Raw genomic sequence first — 17,514 nt, 5'->3', positions numbered from 1 at the left:
CCGGGCGGCGCACGAGTTGCCGCCGGGCTGGCGCCTTCCGGCAGAAGGCGCGTACGGCTGGCGCCTTCCGGCAGAAGGCGCGTACGGGTGGCGCCTTCCGGCAGAAGGCGCGTACGGGGGGGGTGTGAGTTTGTTGTCATCATGCACAGGAGGAACCATGACCCAGATTCGTCCATCCCTCCGGGGTTACCCGATCGTTCTCTTCCTGGTGGCCCTTCTCGGGGCAATTCCCTTTGTGAGCGCCGAGGATGGCACCGCCCCGGGCGAAACCCCTCCCCTCACCCTGTCCACCAGCACGGTGGTCTGGGGCTACGACAGCGCCCTGTGGGCCAACCCCGACCCCGCCGGTTCGACGATCACCGCGAGCTGGCTCCACTGCGAGTCGGACGGTTGGTGGCACCACTCGGAGCATTTCGGGGTCTCCCCCCTCGGCGGCAGCGCCTTCAAGGCCCCCGTGGCCATCGCCGCCGGCAGGACCCTCGACCTGACGCGGGACTGGTACGCCACGGCGTTCTACACGACGGCCTCGACCGGCAACGTGGTGGAGATTCGCCTCGAGGGCGGGTCGAAGACGATCCGTCTCGACGCGGGCAACGGTCTGAACGCCCCCCGAAAGTACGGCGACCTGGTCCTGGTGGCCTCCGACGTGGACGGGGTGGTGGAGGCCGACGACTCCTACCACGACGAAATCCTGGTCCTCTACAACTACATCCAGGACGGGGTGCAGTCGCTGCGGCTCACCATCCTGAGCCACGCGCTCGAGGTCATGGCCACCCAGGAGGTCTCCGACGCCAACACCAAGTACCTGGACGGCGTCTGTTCCGACCTGACCACGGGCGACGTGGACGGGGACGGGAGGCGGGAGATCCTGGTGGGCACCCCGGCTTACTTCCCCCAGTACGCGGTGATCTTCTCTCATCTCCAGGCCTACCGTTTCCTGGACGGCGTCCTGACGGCCGGCGCGGTGGGGCGCAGCAACCACGGCGGCATGTATACGCAGCCCGTCAGCCTGGCCGCAGGCGATTTCAACGGGGACGGCATCGAGGACGTCATCATGAGCACCTCCCTGCCGCACAACAATCCCCCCTACTACCTGCAGGTGTTCACCTTCGACGCCAGCTTGACACCGACCCCGGGGTTGGTCATCCAGGTCCCATTCAACGCGGTGGACGGTTGGGACAGTATCCTGACACCCGACAAGTACCGGGTCCAACTGGCCACGGCCTGGTTCAAGGACCCCGGGACCGCCGACCTTTACACCAAGCGGCAGCTGGTGCTTGCCTCCACCCAGCCGCACGCCAAGGGCAACTCGGCCATCGACGTCCGGATCGACGTTCTGAATTTCGCCGGCAACTGGGAGATCGGCAGCGGTCACATCACCTTTACCTCCACGGACTCAACCCACTACTTCCAGGGGGTCCCCGACGACATCCAGCCCCTGCCCGGCAACTTCGAGGGGACCAACAACACCGTGCCCTTCCAGGACCTCGGCGTGTTCATCACCCAGGCGTCCAACGCCCCCAACGGCCGGCAGATCAATTTCGTCGCCTGCAAGGTCAACCCGACCACCCTGATCGTCGGAACGCCCTACATGAAATGGACCGAGCTGGGCGCCTTGTCCAGTTCCTTCCCGTCCCTGGGCGTGGCGAGGATGGACGACGGGGGGCGCTCCATCCTCCTCGGCCCGCCTACCCAGATCATCATGCAGGACGTGGTGACCGTGGACTACACCATCGAGGACCCCCCCAAGCACGTCGATTACCTCCCGGTGAACCCCCAGGACCGGGAAGGGGAGTGGGAGTGCGTTTTCGTCAGCATGTTCCCCGAGTTCTCCTGCATGTACAGCAAGGAAGGGGAAAACTACTCCTCTCACACCGAGCAGAGCGTGTCCGAGGGCGGGGCGGGCCTGAACGCCAAGATCGGCGCCGACATGGAGGTGAAGATCCACGAAGTCCTGGCGAAGGAGACCATCGACGCCTCCTTGGAAGCGTCGCTGGGTTTCGCCTTCCAGCGGTCCATCGATTCGGCCGACACCACCTACCACAACTACACCTACAGCCTCGACCAGGCCACGGACCGGGACGACATCATGCAGTACAAGACCCGGACCTACACCATCTGGCGTTACCCCGTCTACGGCTACACGGCCCTCAACCCCAACACGGGCCAGGAAGCCCAGGGCTACTACGACGTGAACTACCCGCCTTCCTCCACCGCCACGACCTTCATGGCCGGCCTGGGGTGCCCGGACTTCTACCAGCCCGTCCACCAGAACGGCAACGTACTCACCTACCCGTTGCAGTCGTCCAGCCCCTACACCAACGACCTGGGCGAATTCACCGTGCCGGGTTCCACCGAGCCGCTGTCCCAGTTCCTCAACGACACCAGCATCACCTACGGCGTGGACGGCTCGGAAAAGAACCTGAAAATCACCTGGACCGGCGGCGCAAGCGGCGAGACGACCCAGTCGTGGACCGAAAACCTCAGCGGTGACATCGACTTCAAGATCTCCTTCTCGACGAAGATGTTCGGCTGCCTCAAGGCGGGCATCGACGGCGAGATCGCCCTCCAGGCCGACGGGAGCTGGTCCCAGATCACCACCGACGAGAACGAGTCCTCCAACACCGGCGGGCTGTCCATCACCGTCCCGGCCATGCACGGCCTGAACTCGAGCCAGATCTACTCTTTCACGCCCTACGTCTACTTCTCGAAGTCGGGGAACAACAAGGTCCGGCACGCCGTCACCATCCCCGGCACCTCGGCGTGGTGGGTTCAGCATTACAACGGCTTGCCCGACCCCGGCCTCAACCTTCCCAACCACTTCCAACCCATCTGGAACGAGTACACCGACGACTGGGACGAGTACGAGGTGGACGAGAGCGACATGGGCAAGCGCATGCGCGGGTTGTTCCTCCAGACCGCGGAGCCTGCGGAGGCGACGGGGGAGCCCATGGACGTGACCCACGCGGTGACGGACGGGACCGCCCTCACGGTGACGGCGCGGGTGTACAACTTCAGCTTCAAGGCGTGCGCCACCCCCTTCGACGTGAAGTTCGAGTACGTCCCGGTCAACGAGGCGGACTTCGAATCCGGCCCCCGGGTCACCATCGGGACGGTGCGCGTCCCGTCCATGAACCCCCAGGAGGTCAAGGAAGTCTCCGTCCCCTGGAACACCACGGGGCTGGGCCCCGCCAGCGCCAGCATGAGCAACCTGTACCGGATCTGGGTGACGGTGGACGCCGGGAACGAAGTTAACGCCAACCACCCGCGCGGGTCCGTCTGCGACAACAAGGAAGGGTACTGGCCCTGGAACGGCGGGCTGCAGATCTACGGCGCCGCCAAGGCCGGCGGCCCTGTCCGTCTCACGTCGGACGCGTTCTTCCCTAAGATGCGGCTGGGCCTGCGCCAGACGGACGGCACGCTCCACACCGGGTGGGGAACGGCCCCGCAAGGGGAGTGGAGCAAGCTGGGTGCCGTGATCCACGCCGACGTGCTGGACCGCCGGACCCTGCACGTGGTGTTCAGGGACTGGGTGCTCTTCTCGGACAAAGCCCAGAAACCCCTGGCGTACAAGCTGGTGCAGGGCGTCTCCTGGAAAGGGCACGACCTTGGCCACGTGGGGCACACCAACCTCGACTGGCGCCCCCTGGAGCCCGGGGTGCACTTCATCCGGGCCGAATTCGCCAACACCTCCCTCCCGTTCTCGAACCTGAACTTCCCCTTCGAGGACTACGGGGCGAATCTCCTGGTCTGGGTCCCCTCCAGCCACGCGGCGAAAGACCTGGACTACGTGAACGCGGCGCTGGACGAGGTGGACGCAGGGTGGCCCTGGGCTGCCGGGGCGGGGGTCGAGGAGTATGTCGGCCAGCTCCGGCTCACGCTGGAGGCGATCCGGGAGGAAGCCCGAACCCGGCTCCTCGCAGACCGCCGGATCCAGTAGGATGAACAATGCGGAAGTACGCGCCGCCTGCCGGGCGGCGCACTATTTCCCTTTCACGGGTGCGAGCCGGCGGGTTCGGTTGGACGCCTTCCGGCAGAAGGCGCGTACGGTACGCGCCGCCTGCCGGGCGGCGCCCGGGTAGCCGCCGGTTTGGCGCCTTCCGGCAGAAGGCGCGTACGGTACGTGCCGCCTGCCGGGCGGCGCACGGGTAGCCGCCGGTTTGGCGCCTTCCGGCAGAAGGCGCGTACGGTACGTGCCGCCTGCCGGGCGGCGCACGGGATTGCCGCCAGCGGTAAGGGCTACAAAGCGTTCTCCGTAAACGATGTCCTCGATGACGGCCTCGGGCCTGGCCAGGGTGCCCAGGATCCCGTCCACCAACGCCCGCTCGAGGCCCTCCGGCGCTTCGCCCGGCCGGGGCACGGCCGTGTGAAGGCGGCAGGAGTCCGTCAGCTCCCGATCGCCCGTCATGGTGCTCTCCCTTTTTCGGCGCTGGTGGCGGGTTTTCATTTCACGCGGGAAAGCCGGCGCGGCTGGAACGGCATCGAGCTTCCGCCTGCCGGGAGAAGGATGCAGGAGCGAGGCGCTTTTCCCGTTTCCCCCCGGTCAACGGCTCTCGTTCTTTTTCTCCGGAACCCCGGCGGGGGGAACTTCGGAAGGCGCGGCCCCGCCGGCCGCGTTCCCGCCTGGCCGGGATGTGCGGCCCAGCAGCCACGCCCCCAGGGCCATGGTGACGGCGTGGAAGCTCAGGGGGGGAATGAAGCCGCCGACGGTGGCCGTCCAGGCTGAGCGGGAGAGGACCCCTCCCACGATGTAGACCATTCAGGCCAAGCCCAGGGCCAACAGGCCGTAAGCGACGATTTTTCGACAGGACTTCACTTTCACCTCCCGCGGTGCCGGCGCCCCTTCAGCCCTGCAGGGCGCGGGTCAGGAGCCAGAGCGTCAGGACCGCCGTGGCGCCGTGAAAGAGATAGCCGGCAATCGCGTGCCAGCCGAAGGCGCTTTTCCTGCCGCGGATCACGTCCGCCATGACCCCGCCGATTCAGCCGGCCGACAGGAGCCAGGCCGCAACCGCCGCCACCCACCATCCCATCGGGCCACCTCCCTCGTCGATAATCTCTTCATACTCCTTTCGCGGCCCGTCGTCAAGGGAACTCTCCCGCGAGGAGCGGCTGTTTCGCGGGTTGTTTGCCCGACGCCTCGGGGGGGGGATCCGGCCCGAGAACCGCGGCGGGGGCTTGGGACCGGGGACCCGCCGGTCCCCCGGGAACGTTCCGGGCCGGGTGGCAAGCCGGGGGGGCGGATGTGATATGATAGCTTGCATGAGCACGCGCATCGCGATTTTCGTTCTCGTCGTTCTCCCGCTCGCGCCCGGGTGGGGCGTCGCGGGCACTGGAGCCCCCCCCGGGAAGCTTCCCGGCGTGCGGGTGGAGCACGTGGCGCCGGGCGGTCTGGCGGAGAAGGCCGGGCTCCGGGAGGGCGACCTGCTCCTGGCGTGGGCGGGGGCCGGCCCCCCGGGCCCGGGCGGGACACCGGGGGCGCCGGCGGGGGGCGTCGTCCGCTACCCCGCAAGCCTGGAGGCGGTCGAAAGCGGGCTCCTTTCGAACTTTCCCGTCAGGCTCACCGGCGTGAGGGAGGGCCGGGACCGGTCTTTCACCCTGGGTTGGGGCGACTGGAAGATGACCACCGGCCCTGTGCTTCCGCCCGAGATCGCGCCGGAGTACGAACCGTGCCTGTCGGCTTTCCGCTCGGACACCCCCGCCGCCGGGGCCGAGGCGTGGGAGAAACTGGCGGGCCGGCTGAAGGACCGGGGCGACCCGGTGGGGGCCTGCCTGGTGTACCTCCGGGCGGGGGACGCCTGGCAGGACGACCGGGTGCGCAACCCCTCCTCCGCCTTGCGCTGCTTCCGCACCGCCCGCGACCTGGCGCAGGCTTCGGGGCTCGGGGAGTTCCTCCCGTACCTCTGGCTCCGGATGGCCGCGGCCCTGCGTGCGTCCCGCGACCTGTCCGCTGCGGCGGATGCGGCCCGGGAAGGCATCGCGCTCCTGGAGAAGGAGGAGGCGGGTTCCCCCCTCCTGGCGGGAGCGCTGGCGTTCCAAGGGGATCTCCTTCACCCGCTGGGAAGGGGGCTGGAAGCCGTGCAGTGCTTTGAACGCAGCCTGTCCATCCTGACCCCACGCGGGCTGGATTGTCACGCGCTCTGGTTGGCGCACTGCGGCCTCGGGTTCCTGGCCTTCTGGAAGGGCGACTACCGGAAGGCCGAGACGGAATACCTCGAGGCCCTGGCCTGCGCGGAGCGGATCTACCCGGACCATGTCCGCCTGGCCTTCACGCTGAGCCGGCTGGGGATCGTGGCGAACCGGTCCGGGAAGCCTCGAGAGGCCGCGGCCTACCTGAACAAAGCCCTGGAGGTCGGTGAGCGGACGGGCCCCGACACGCTGGAGATGGCCATCGTCTTCCTCGACAGGGGGGTCTTCAAGCGGGAGGGCGGGGACCTGGACGAAGCGGAGCGCTGCTACCGCCGGGCCCTCACCCTCTTTGACAAGGAGGGTGCCGAAACCCAGGAACGGGCCATGGCTTTGAATTCTCTCGCCAACCTGGCCCGGCAGCGGGGAAGGGCGGCCGAGGCGCGGGAGCACATGACGGCGGCCCTGGCCATTTTTCACAAGCTCGTCCCCGACAGCCTGAACGAGGCGATGGTCCTGATCAACCTCGCCGCCGTGGAACAGAACGCGGGCAATCTCACCGCCGCGGAGGAGTACATCCGGAAGGGCCTCGACATCTGTGAGCGTCGGGCGCCCGGCAGCATCAACGTCGTCTACGCCCGGACCAACCTCGGGAGCGTGCTCATGAGCCTGGGTGACCTCGCCGCCGCCCAGGCGCACTTCAGCGCGGCCCTCGGGCTCCTGGAGAAACTGGCCCCGGGCAACCCCCAGGCGGCGGGAATCCTCCTCAACCTGGCCAACGTGGAGTCCGCACGGGGAAACCTGGTGGACGCCGAGCGTTACTACACGCGGGCGCTGGAACTGTTCCGGGCGCGGAGCCCCCGGAGCGTCGACACGGCCCTGTGCCTGAAAAACCTCGGCATCCTGGTCAAGCGCCGATACGACTTCGCCCGGGCCCGTGAACTCTGCCTCCAGGCGCTGGGCATCCTGGAGGAGATCGACCCCGGGGGCGTGGAGGTCGCCCGGGTCCAGTGCGTCCTCGCGAACATGGCGCGCTCCGAGAAGAATTTTGTGTCCTGCCGGGTCGCCTTCCGGTCGGCGCTGACGATCTTCCACGCCGTTGCCCCGGGTGGAACGGACGAGGCCAGTGCCTGGTTCAACTTCGGGGCGGTGGAGCTGGCGGCGGGCAATGCCCGGGAGGCACGGGGCATGGTTGAAAAGGCCGAGGGCATGTTCCGGGCCATCGCCCCGGTTTCCGTGGAGCGGGCCACCTGCCTGATCACCCTGGGGCACATCCTCCGGGTCACGGGTGAAAGCGACCGGGCCGAACAAACCCTGAAGGAGAGCCTCGCCATCCTGGCCCGCTTCCTGTCGGGGACCCAGGAGGAAGCCGAGACCCTGCTGGAACTGGGTCGTCTCCACCGGGACCGCGGGGAGCTTGAGCAGGCCCTGGACTGCTTCCGGAGGGCGGTTTCCGCGGTGGAGAACGCCCGCGGCCGACTGGGCGGAGGACGGGAAACGCAGGAACTCTACTCGGGGTACGAGGCGGAGTTCTACCATGACCTGGTGGACGTGCAAATCCGGCTGAACCGGAAGGGGGAGGCCTTCCACACCCTGGAGCGGGCCCGCGCCCACGTGCTGCTGAAGATGCTGGCCGAGCGCGACATCGACTTCTCCCGGGAAGTTCCCGCGGAGACCCTCGGGGTGCACCGGCGCCTCGCGGCCGAGCAGGAGCGGGTTCGGGAAGAACTGGCCGGTCTCGATCCCGAACGGGAAGCGGACCGGGTGGAGGCGCTCCGAAAACGTCTGGATGACCTTCAGATGCGGAAACTGGAAGCCGAGGAGGCCATCCGCTCCGCCTCCCCCCGCCTGGCCTCTCTCCGCTACCCCCGGCCGCTGACCCTCCCCGAAGTGGAAGCCGCCCTCGAGCCGGGGACCCTTCTCCTGTCCTACAGCACCGGGGAGAAGAACACCTGGCTCTTCGCCCTTCTCGGCAGGGACTTGCGGGTTTACCCGGTCCCAGCCGGTGATGAGAACCTCCGGCGGCGGGTGGAGATGTTCCGGCGGCTGGTGACGAGTCGGGTGGACCCGGCCCGGTTGAAACGCCTCTCGACGGAACTCTTCAAGCTCCTCGTCGGCCCGGCCTCCCGCCCGCTTCACGCGTCGCAACGCCTGCTGATCTGCCCCGACGGCCCCCTGCACGCCCTGCCCTTCGCCGCCCTGACGACCCCCGGAGGCCGCTTCCTGGTGGAGGAACGCCCCCTTTCCACGGCGCTTTCGTGCACGGTCTACGATGAGTTGAAACGCACCGGCCCGCGGTCGGCCCACGTGTCCGTGACCGCCTTCGGGGACCCTGACTGCGGCGGCGGGGACGAGAGTTCCCCCCGGGCGAGGCTCGCCTTCCGCGAGATGCCCGGCGAGGGGCTGGGAGCGCTGCCGGCCAGCCGGGACGAGGTGACGGCCATCGGGGGTCTCTACCCCGGGAGCGCCCGGGTCTTCACGGGGGATGCCGCCACCGAGGAGAACGCCTTGTCGGCGAGCCCGGGTTCCCGGTACGTCCACTTCGCCTGTCACGGAGTCGTTGACCCCGGCTTCCCCCTGAACTCCTGCCTGGTGCTCAGCCCGCCGGCCCCGGGGGCGACCGCGGCCTCGGACGGGCTGCTGCATGCCTGGGAGATTTTCGAAGGCCTGAAGCTGGACGCGGACCTGGTGGTCCTCTCCGCCTGCCGGACGGCCCTCGGCCAGGAACGGGGGGGAGAGGGCCTCGTGGGTCTCACCCGGGCCTTCTTCCACGCCGGCGCCCCGGCCGTCGTCTCCTCGCTCTGGGGTGTTTCGGACGACTCCACGGCCCTCCTGATGAAGCGCTTCTACACCGGCCTGAAAGAGGGCCTCCGCAAGGACGAGGCCCTGCGGCGTGCCCAGGTGGCGCTTCTCCGGGGAAAGGAAACGCAGCCCGGCCGGGAATCCGCCGCCCACCCCTTCTCCTGGGCCGCCTTCGTGCTCAACGGCGACCCGCGGTGAGCGTTCGCCCACCCGCCGGGTGAACCCCTACCGGATTCGCTTCCCCGGAAGGTGCGCCCCGGCCTGGTGGAGGGTCAGCCCCGTAGCCTTGCCGCCCTCGCCCAGGGTGAACTCCACCTGGGCGTCGACCACCTTGAGGAAGAAGCGGGTCTCGGATTCGGGGAAGACCTCGAACTTGGGCTGCCCCGTGGCCTGGATCATCAGGCGCCCGTCCTCGGCGGTGAAGACCAGGGAAAAACCGGGCTGGAGTTCGTATTCGCCGACGTAACGCTCCAGCAGCTTCGGCTCCAGCGTGATTTCCTTGCGGGCGGCCGGCAGGGGCTTGTCCGTTTTCCGGTAGGTCTCGGCCATGCCGACCCGGGTCTCGAGGCGTACGCCATCGACTTTCCCCTGGTCGTCCTTGTGGAACAGGAGACGGGTGGGCGAGTCCGGGAAGCGGAACTCGGTGGGGGACAGGGCCGTCAGGGTGTATTTTTGGCTCCCCTTGCGCTGGGAGCAGAGTTTGTCCCCCTCCCGGGTGATGTAGCGCGTCTGCCCCGTGGGACCCTCGTACACCCCGACGAGCGCGTCCAGGTCCTTTTCGGGGACGGTGACGGCCTGGATGGCCTCCGGGGGGAGGTTCAGGGCCGCCTCGGCGACGCGCACCGCCCGGGACTCGGGATCGCGGCCCGGGCCCACGCCGTTGGTCAGGACCGCGACGTAGATCCCGTCGTCGGGAAGGCTCAGACCGTAGGACGAAAAGCCCATGATCCCCCCGCCGTGCTCGACGGTGCGGTGGCCCCGGAGGCTGCCGATCATCCAGCCGTACCCGTAGCCCGTGGACTCGCCCCCGGTGGTCTTGAAGGGTGTGATCGCCCTGCCCAGGGACTCCGCCTTGAGCACCTTCCCCGCGAAGACGGCCTCGTTCCAGAGGGCCAGGTCGTCCACGGTGGAGATGAGGGCGCCGGCGGCGTGGGGCTGGGTCATGCTGAGGTAAGGGGCGTTGATGAAACCGTCCTTGCCCTGGTGATACCCGGGGATGCGGTGCGGGATCACCCGCTCGGTGCTGTCGTAGGATGTGCGGTTCATGCCCAGCGGTTTGAAGATCTTCGCCTCGACGAAATCGCCGAAGGTCTGACCCGAGACCTTCTCGACGACGGCCCCCAGCATGACGTACCCGGTATTGCAGTAGTTCCAGCGCTCGCCCGGGGCGAACTCGAGGGGCTTGTCCTTCGTGAGGTCGAGGATCTCCTCGATGCTCATGTCCTGCCGCCAGAGCTTGGGCCACCCCTCCGCCTCGGTGTAGCTGGGCAAGCCGGAGGTGTGCGTCAGCAGGTGCTCGAGCGTGATCTTCTTCCCGCCGGTCTTCACCCCGGGAAGGTATTTCGTGACCTCGTCCTGGAGGGAGAGCTTCCCCTCTTCCGCCAGCAGCAGGATCGCCGCCGCGGTGAACTGCTTGGTCATGGACCCGATGCGGAAGATCATGTCGGGCTCCACCGCCACGCCCAGTTCGAGGTTGGCCATGCCGTAGCCCTTGCGAAAGAGGGTTTTGCCGTCGCGGACGACAATGACGGCGGCCCCCGGCTCGCCGGGCTTGAACATCTCGCCCATGACGGCGTCGATTTCCCGCGCGAGTTCAACGTCGAGCCCGGCGGTGGCCGGCGGGGCGGTGCCGGCGGACAGGGTCCAGAGCGCCCCGGCCACCAGGGCCAGGGTCAAGGCGCCCCGCAGGGAAACGGTTTTCGAAATCTTCATTCACTCCTCCTGTAAGTGGTGGCGCAAGCTTCAGCTTGCGCGGGAAAATCCCGGATGTGGAACAACTTCAGCCTGAACTCCGGATGCAGCCGAGCCGAACCCCGCACCCACCTTCCGCGCCCCTCCCGGCTCAGGGTTTCGTCAGCGCCTTGACGGCGTCGGCAACCAGTCGGTTGAACTCACCGGGCCTCTCCAGCATCGGGTAATGGCCCGTGTGCGGCATGATCACGGCCTCGAAGTCGGGCTTGACCTTCCGGTTGGCGGCCGTGTCCGTGGGGAAGAGGTCGCCGTTGATGACCCGCAGGGGCACGGTCAGTCGCCGGACCGCCGCCCCCATGTCGTAGCCGGCCATCCCCAGGAACAGGGCGTGAAGGGCGTCGGGCGAGGTTTTCGCCATCCTTCGCTCGGTCTCGGCCACGAGCGCGGGGTCGGCGTCGGGGGGGAACAGCATGCGGGTCATGGCCTTGACGCTTCCCGCGAAGTCCTTCTGGAAGGCCGACGCCCGCGCCTGGACCTCCTCGGCCGTGATCCGCTCGTCGACGCGGTGGAAGGTGTCGACCCCGACGACCCCGGTCACCACCCCGGGGAGGAGGAGGGCGGCCTCCACGGCGGCCGGCCCGCCCATCGAGTTGCCGAAGAGGATGGCCTTCTTCACCTTCTCCGCCCGGATCACCGCGCGCACGTCGCCGCCGAAGGCGGGGAGGCTCCAGTGCTTCCGGTCGGTCCCCGATTCGCCGTGGCCCGCCAGGTCCAGGGCGATCACCCGGTGCCGGGCCCCGAAGGCCTGCAATTGGGCGTCCCAGAAGCTGCGGTCGGCCAGCCCGCCGTGGATGAAGACCAGCGCCGGTTCGCCCTTCCCGCAGACGGAGTAGACCAGGGTGACGCCGTCGTCCGCCTTGCAGGTTTTCCGCTCGACCTTGACGGGGGCGGCCCCCCCGCCCGCGGCCGGGGCCGGGAGGGCCAGGAGCATGGACAGGGCCAGGGTTGGGATGAGAGGGGTGTTCATGATGCCGTCCTCCTCAGGGTTTGACTTTCCGCCACGCCTCGATGAAGCGGACCACGCCGTCGACCCGGTAGTCCACGGCGAGGCGACCGATCTCCTCGCTGGAGAGCTTCAGGTCCTCGCCGGTCACCACGCCGTTGTTGGAGAGTTCCCGGGTGGAACTGAGCTTCCCCGACCGGAGCGGTTGGTACAGGAGCGCGTTCAGCAGCGCCTCCTTCGCGAAACCGTCAGCCTTCTCCCGGATTTTCCGGGCGAGGGGCGGGTAAGTGAGCTTCGGGTTCTCCGCCTTGTCCATCCGGACCAGGCCCGGCGCCAGCAACAGCATCATGGAGGTCTCCTCGACGCCGGCGTGGGAGTCGTCCTTGAGGGCCGCGATCTTCGGGTCCGGAGCGGGAAACTCGACGTGCAGGAGGTCGATGGCCAGGGCCTCGGTGTCCCGGTTGATCTGGAAGGCCACGTTGGACACGGAGGTGTAGTTCCCGCCGTGCCCGGAGTAATAGATGATCCGCCGGAAACCGTGGGCGATGAGACACTGGGTGGTTTCGTAAAGCACCGCCTCGAAGGTGGCCGGCGACAGGCTGAGGGTCCCCGGGAAGGCCATGTGGTGCTCCGAGACCCCGGCGAGGACCGCCGGGGCCACCAGCACCCTGGCCTTCTGGCCGATCCTCAGGCAGATCTCCGTGGCCTGGACGATGTCCGAGCAGAGGGGCAGGTGCTTCCCGTGCTGCTCCATGGAACCGACGGGGACGATGACCATGTCGCAGTCCTCGAGGTAATCTTCCACCTCGTCCCAGGACATGTGGGGCATGTAGAAGGGGCGTCGGGCGCCGGTGGCGGTCTCGCCGGTGGTGGTGTCCGCCGCCGCCACGGGCAGTGCGACGGCAACGGCCAGGGCGAGAGCGGTGGACAGGATAACCCTGAGCCGGGGACGCGATTTTGCACGAACCATGAAGAACCTCCTGAAAATCCGGTCTTGCCTCGAAGCGCGGTAAAAGTTATTGTACGATGGAATACCGTTTGGAGTTATACCCATGAGAGTTTTAGCCGTCAACGGAAGCCCCCGGAAAGAAGGCAACACCTTTCTTCTGCTGAAGAAGGTCCTGGAACCCCTTGCGTCGGCGGGGTGGGAAACGGAGTTGGTCCAGTTCGCGGACTACCGGCTGGAAGGGTGCACTGGCTGCATGGGCTGCTTCGCCACGGGGGACGGGCGCTGTGTCGGCCGCCCCGACGACGACTTCGCCGCCCTGTTCGAGCGCATCCTCTCGGCCGACGCCCTGGTCCTGGGCTCACCTTGCTACTTTGCCAGCATTACCGCCGAACTGAAGGCCCTGATCGACCGGGCCGGCCTCGTGGCGATGGCGGGCGGGGGCCTGCTGCGGGGCAAGATCGGGGCCGCGGTGGTGGCGCAGCGCCGCGGCGGGGCCACCCACGCCTTCGACACCATCAACCACCTGTTCCAGATTTCCCAGATGATCGTGCCGGGGTCCACCTATTGGAATTTCGGCGTCGGCCTGGAAGCGGGAGACGTGTGCTCGGACGACGAGGGGAACGCCAACATGGCCCACCTGGGCGCCGTGATCGCCTGGCTGGGAAAGGCCATCGGGCCGCACCGTGACGCTTACCCGACGGCCGCACCCTGACCGCCGTCTTTTCCCGGCGGAATTCTCCGATCCTCCGTCTCCGGCTGGATCGGCATCGTCCTGGCCGTCTTCGTCTCAGATGATCAGTCGCTGTCCGCGCCGCAGCTCGCCAAGCGGGTAGAACGTCCCCCGCCAGTCGATGCCGCCCCGGAGAGTGCACCGGACCCCGGAGCGCAGCATCGCCACCGCCAGGACCGCGGTGCCGGCCGGGGAAAGCAGGGCGGGAAGGAGCGGCAGCCGGTGACGGGCTTTCAGGACCAGGGCGACGGCGATCAGCGACAGCGCCGCCGCCGCCCCGGCCGTCCAGAGGAAGGGGACGCCCCGGATCACCAGGGACGCCCCGGGAGCCAGGAGGAGCGCCGCAATTCCCGGGAGGCTGGCGAACAGCCGGAACAGGCTGTACCGGGCCCCGGCGAAGAGGTTTTTCTCCAGGCCCCGGACCAGGGCCCCCACGGTCGGGTACCACCGGACGTTCACCTCCCGGAAGGCCACGGCGAAACCGCCGCGGGCGCCGGCCCGGTGCAACATCAGACCGAGCCCCACGTCGTCCACCACCTCCATCCGGAGCCACTCGAAGCCCCCGGTCCGTTCCAGTGCCGCGCGCCGGACCAGGTTGAAGGCCCCCGCCCCGGCAAAGGCCCGGGAACGGGGCCGCCCGATGGAGGCCGGCCGGGTGAGGAGGAGAAACCCGCCCAGGAAGGCGCTCAGGACGACGTTCATCCAAAACGAGGCCTCCCGGAAGCCCGGCATCAGGACCAGGTGGTCCAGACCCCGGGACTCGACGTCGGACACGGCCTTTCGCAGCGTTCCCGGGGCGAAGTGCACGTCGGCGTCGGTGTAGAGGACCCACTCGCCGGAAGACGCGCGGGTCCCGGCGTCGAGGGCGTGGACCTTCCCCAGCCACCCCGCGGGAAGCTCCCGGACGTGGATCGCGCGCACGCGCCCGTCCTCCAGGGAAAGCGCGTCGACGAGGTCCCCGGTGCCGTCGGTGGAACGGTCGTCCACCACAACGATCTCGAGGTCGGGGTAGTCCTGCGCCAGCAGGGTCCGGATGGCGCCCGGGAGCGTCGCGGCCTCGTCGCGGGCGGCGATCACCACGGAGAGCCGCGGCCAACGCCCGGGCGGCGGTGGCGCTGCCGCCTCGAAGCGGCGGACCCGGAGAAGAGTCCGGAGGATGTGGAGGTGCGAGACCACCCAGAGCAGGCAGAAGAAAACGACGAGGATCGTTCCCGTCCATGCCGTGGCCGTCATGTCGCCCCTCCGTGCGGGAACAACCCCGTCGGCCGGAACCGGCGGAGGCCGGTCAGTGGGTTTTCAGCCGTTCGTCCTCGGGGTTGATCTTTTCGAGTTTCGCCCGGATGAGCTGGTACTGCTCGTCCTTCTCCCGGCCGTTGAGCTTGAGCAGGTCCAGGTGAAGCCACAGTTCCCGAACCGGGGCCACCTCGTCCTCCGGGTCCTCGGTATCTTTCCCCTTGAAGGAGAGTCCCTTTTCCAGGGCGGCCAGGGCCTCGGGGTACTTCTTCATGTCCCTGCGGACCTCCGCCAGCATGACGTAGGCGTCGTAGTGGGTCTCGCGGGTCTCGATGGCCTTGAGGAGGGCCTTCTCGGCGTCGTCGAGCCGGCCCGCCTTCCAGAGGGCCTCCCCCTTGTGCCGCCAGGGGCAGGACCACTGGGGGAAGGCGTCGTTCAACTGGGTGTAGAACCGGATCGCCTTGTCGTACTCCTTGAGCGCGAGCAGGAGGTTGGCGAACTGGAACTTCTGGGCGCGGCTCAGCGTGTCGGCCTGCTTCTCGAGGGTCTCCAGGGAGCTCTCGACCTGCATCAGGCCCAGGTTGGCCAGCATGAGCAAGGCGACGGGGTCCCCCGGCTTCTTCTCGAGAAGGCCGGTGAAATGGGCCACGGCCTTTTGGTAAGACGCCGGGTCCTTCTTCAGCAGGTACTCCTGCAGCGGGTTCGCGGCCGCCGGGGCTTTCTCCTCCGCCGCTGCGGTCCCTGACGTGCACAGGGAGAGGATGAAAAGGAGCAGGAACGGTATGGTTTTTCGCACGGGCAGTGCCTCCACCGGGGGAATCCGCGTCGTCCACGGGCGGGAACGGCGGTGCCCAGAAGATACCGGGAACGGGTCTTCTTGTCAAACGCTCTTCGTCCGTGAACGGCTTTTCCCGCCGGGACCCGTCCCCTGCCCCTGTCCCAACCCGGATAAGCCGGAAGAGGAACCACGAAATACGCGCAGTACACGAACAGGTTTCCGGAAACGAGGCATGCTGTTCACGCGGGCCATGATTCAGCAGTCGGACCTAAACCCCTTCAGTCTAAATCGCTAACTACCTCTCCAGAAACAAATTCGCAACATGCCTGGAAAGAAAGGGTTGCGAAACGAGGTTTCTGGTCGACTGGACGGCGACCCCGCCGCCCCCGCTACAAACAATTCACTTCTATTAGTGAAGATCAGTGTTATTAGTGGTTTTCCCCGGTTTCTCGGCGGAGGCGCAGGTGAGGGTCTGCGGGTAGGCCCCGAGGATGAAGGGGACGAAGTCCGGCAGGTCGCCGCAGTACCCCGCCTTCTTCATGGCGGCCATCGTTGCCCGCGTGTGCGCGGCGTTGACGGCGGCGTCGTAGTCGGTGAAGCCGCGGGCCGGCCCGCCGTCGGGCGGCGGGTCCAGGGCGAGCACCTTCGCCGGGGTGGTGCAGTCGAAGCCGAAGTCGGCCAGGCGAACCCGCTGTCGCGCCGGGGCCTGCCGCGTGACGAAGTGGATCTCCCCGCGGGCGGGCTCGTAGACGATGCTCCACTGGGTGGGGCTCTCTTCCCCGTCGTAACGGGATCGCCGCAGCAGGTCGAAGGCCCGGTCGAGGCCGCCCGCGCCGGCGCGGCCGGAAAGCTCGCGGAGCGCGCCGGCCATCCGGGCGAAGCGCACGTCGTTCTCCTGGACGGCGGCGGGAATCTCCCGCTCGCCCCCGAAGCCGCGGAACCCCTTCAGGGCCTCCAGGGAATCCCCGTAGACCGCATTGGCCAGGGCCCGGACCGGCAGGCCCGCCGGTCCGCGGGTGACGGTCTTCCCGCCGACGAACTCCACCACCGCCGCGGCGCCGCTGCGGTCGCAGACCAGGAAGTGGAGGCGCGTGGCGCTGGGGAGGATCCGAACCTTCCGGTCGGCGTCCAAAACGTCGGCCACCGTGGCGCAGGTGTCGAGGCAGTACTGGATCCACTGCAGCTCGGTCAGGGCCGCCCGGCCGTCGGGGGCCGGGTACTGCGTGGCGTTGAGCCAGAGGCACTCCACCACGAGGCCCTTCTCGTTCATGCCGCCCATGGGGAACTCCCGCCCCACCTGGTTGAAGGTCACGCTGCCGTAGTGGGACACCCACTTCGCCGGGACCTCGGGCGGGGGCACCAGGGCGGTCTTTTCCAGCGACCGGGGGTTGACCGTCACGAAACCGGTGCCGGTGAAGAAGTCGAAGTTGCGGCCGAAAAGAACGGGACCGCCGCCGTCCGTCACGAAGGCGGAACAGGCCTGCGCGGGCGCCGGGACCAGCAGTGTCGCGGCCACGAGGATCACGATGGACATCAGGATACGGTTGCTGAACATGGAAGACCTCCGTCGTCGATTCGGCGGGATTGCCCGCCGAACCGATCCTACGAAACGCCAAGGCCCGTTCCAAGGGCCCCGTGACGAACGTCAAGGCCTTTGTGACGACCGGCAAGACCGGGAATCCCGCGGGGGGTGAACCCGCCAAGGCAAGGGGCGAAGAGGGACAAAAGGCGAAAAGCCGTCCGGCATCGCAACGTTGGAAGCGGAGGAGGAACCCCGAACCACGTGAACGAAGAATTCAGAATTCAGAATTCAGAATTCAGAATAAGGGACACTTTCGTGCCCTTTGGCCGCATCCCTGGCGACCCGTTTTTCTTTGCGAGCTTGGCGCCTTTGCGAGAGACCGGATACGTCGATTCCGGAACCGGATCAGCACCAGTGGGGCATTTTAGCCCCGGGGCATGCCGGACGACGCGGCCGGGATTCC

General features: G+C 67.9%; 10 protein-coding genes. 3 read left to right on the top strand and 7 right to left on the bottom strand.

Annotation, left to right across the window (positions count from 1 at the left end; all coding sequences use genetic code 11):
• Positions 1-157: 157 nt before the first annotated feature.
• Complete coding sequence (locus KA419_01680; protein MBP7864633.1) at positions 158-3,940, top strand: VCBS repeat-containing protein; 3,783 nt, start codon at positions 158-160, stop codon at positions 3,938-3,940.
• 603 nt (positions 3,941-4,543) lie between these two features.
• Here the strand turns inward: KA419_01680 and KA419_01675 are convergent.
• Complete coding sequence (locus KA419_01675; protein ID MBP7864632.1) at positions 4,544-4,759, bottom strand: hypothetical protein; 216 nt, start codon at positions 4,757-4,759, stop codon at positions 4,544-4,546.
• Positions 4,760-5,259: 500 nt separating this feature from the next.
• Between KA419_01675 and KA419_01670 the strand changes: the two genes are divergently transcribed.
• Positions 5,260-9,123, top strand: coding sequence for a CHAT domain-containing protein (locus KA419_01670; protein ID MBP7864631.1), 3,864 nt, complete (start codon positions 5,260-5,262; stop codon positions 9,121-9,123).
• A gap of 27 nt (positions 9,124-9,150) precedes the next feature.
• Here KA419_01670 and KA419_01665 read toward each other — a convergent pair whose 3' ends face one another.
• From KA419_01665 to KA419_01655, 3 genes are all read right to left on the bottom strand, one after another.
• Positions 9,151-10,857: a serine hydrolase gene (locus tag KA419_01665; protein ID MBP7864630.1), complete on the bottom strand. Its 1,707-nt coding sequence runs from the start codon at positions 10,855-10,857 to the stop codon at positions 9,151-9,153.
• 130 nt (positions 10,858-10,987) lie between these two features.
• A complete protein-coding gene (locus tag KA419_01660; protein MBP7864629.1) occupies positions 10,988-11,863 on the bottom strand; it encodes an alpha/beta hydrolase in 876 nt (291 codons plus the stop codon).
• A gap of 13 nt (positions 11,864-11,876) precedes the next feature.
• Complete coding sequence (locus tag KA419_01655) at positions 11,877-12,809, bottom strand: creatininase family protein (GenBank protein ID MBP7864628.1); 933 nt, start codon at positions 12,807-12,809, stop codon at positions 11,877-11,879.
• 82 nt (positions 12,810-12,891) lie between these two features.
• On the opposite strand from KA419_01655, the gene KA419_01650 reads away from it, so the two are divergent.
• Positions 12,892-13,500, top strand: coding sequence for a flavodoxin family protein (locus KA419_01650; GenBank protein ID MBP7864627.1), 609 nt, complete (start codon positions 12,892-12,894; stop codon positions 13,498-13,500).
• Positions 13,501-13,575: 75 nt separating this feature from the next.
• Here KA419_01650 and KA419_01645 read toward each other — a convergent pair whose 3' ends face one another.
• The 3 genes from KA419_01645 to KA419_01635 form a co-directional block, all read right to left on the bottom strand.
• Positions 13,576-14,751 (bottom strand): glycosyltransferase, encoded by a 1,176-nt coding sequence (locus KA419_01645; GenBank protein MBP7864626.1) that lies wholly within the window; start codon positions 14,749-14,751, stop codon positions 13,576-13,578.
• A 52-nt stretch (positions 14,752-14,803) separates the two neighbouring features.
• The gene (locus tag KA419_01640) at positions 14,804-15,547 is read right to left on the bottom strand and encodes a tetratricopeptide repeat protein (GenBank protein MBP7864625.1); all 744 of its coding nucleotides are present in this window, start codon (positions 15,545-15,547) and stop codon (positions 14,804-14,806) included.
• 391 nt (positions 15,548-15,938) lie between these two features.
• On the bottom strand, positions 15,939-17,084 hold the full coding sequence (locus KA419_01635) for a linear amide C-N hydrolase (protein ID MBP7864624.1): 1,146 nt from the start codon (positions 17,082-17,084) through the stop codon (positions 15,939-15,941).
• Positions 17,085-17,514 lie beyond the last annotated feature (430 nt).

It is taken from the genome of Acidobacteriota bacterium, assembly GCA_018001935.1.
In the GTDB taxonomy this organism is placed as follows: domain Bacteria; phylum Acidobacteriota; class JAAYUB01; order JAAYUB01; family JAAYUB01; genus JAGNHB01.
Note: the sequence above shows the minus strand (reverse complement) of the source record. Positions and strands in the feature narration are given on the sequence as shown.

Coding starts and splice junctions, on each gene's coding strand:
- KA419_01655 (MBP7864628.1), bottom strand. CDS start 12,809: ATGGTTCGTGCAAAATCGCGTCCCCGGCTCAGGGTTATCCTGTCCACC.
- KA419_01660 (MBP7864629.1), bottom strand. CDS start 11,863: ATGAACACCCCTCTCATCCCAACCCTGGCCCTGTCCATGCTCCTGGCC.
- KA419_01665 (MBP7864630.1), bottom strand. CDS start 10,857: ATGAAGATTTCGAAAACCGTTTCCCTGCGGGGCGCCTTGACCCTGGCC.
- KA419_01675 (MBP7864632.1), bottom strand. CDS start 4,759: ATGGTCTACATCGTGGGAGGGGTCCTCTCCCGCTCAGCCTGGACGGCC.
- KA419_01670 (MBP7864631.1), top strand. CDS start 5,260: ATGAGCACGCGCATCGCGATTTTCGTTCTCGTCGTTCTCCCGCTCGCG.
- KA419_01680 (MBP7864633.1), top strand. CDS start 158: ATGACCCAGATTCGTCCATCCCTCCGGGGTTACCCGATCGTTCTCTTC.
- KA419_01645 (MBP7864626.1), bottom strand. CDS start 14,751: ATGACGGCCACGGCATGGACGGGAACGATCCTCGTCGTTTTCTTCTGC.
- KA419_01635 (MBP7864624.1), bottom strand. CDS start 17,084: ATGTTCAGCAACCGTATCCTGATGTCCATCGTGATCCTCGTGGCCGCG.
- KA419_01650 (MBP7864627.1), top strand. CDS start 12,892: ATGAGAGTTTTAGCCGTCAACGGAAGCCCCCGGAAAGAAGGCAACACC.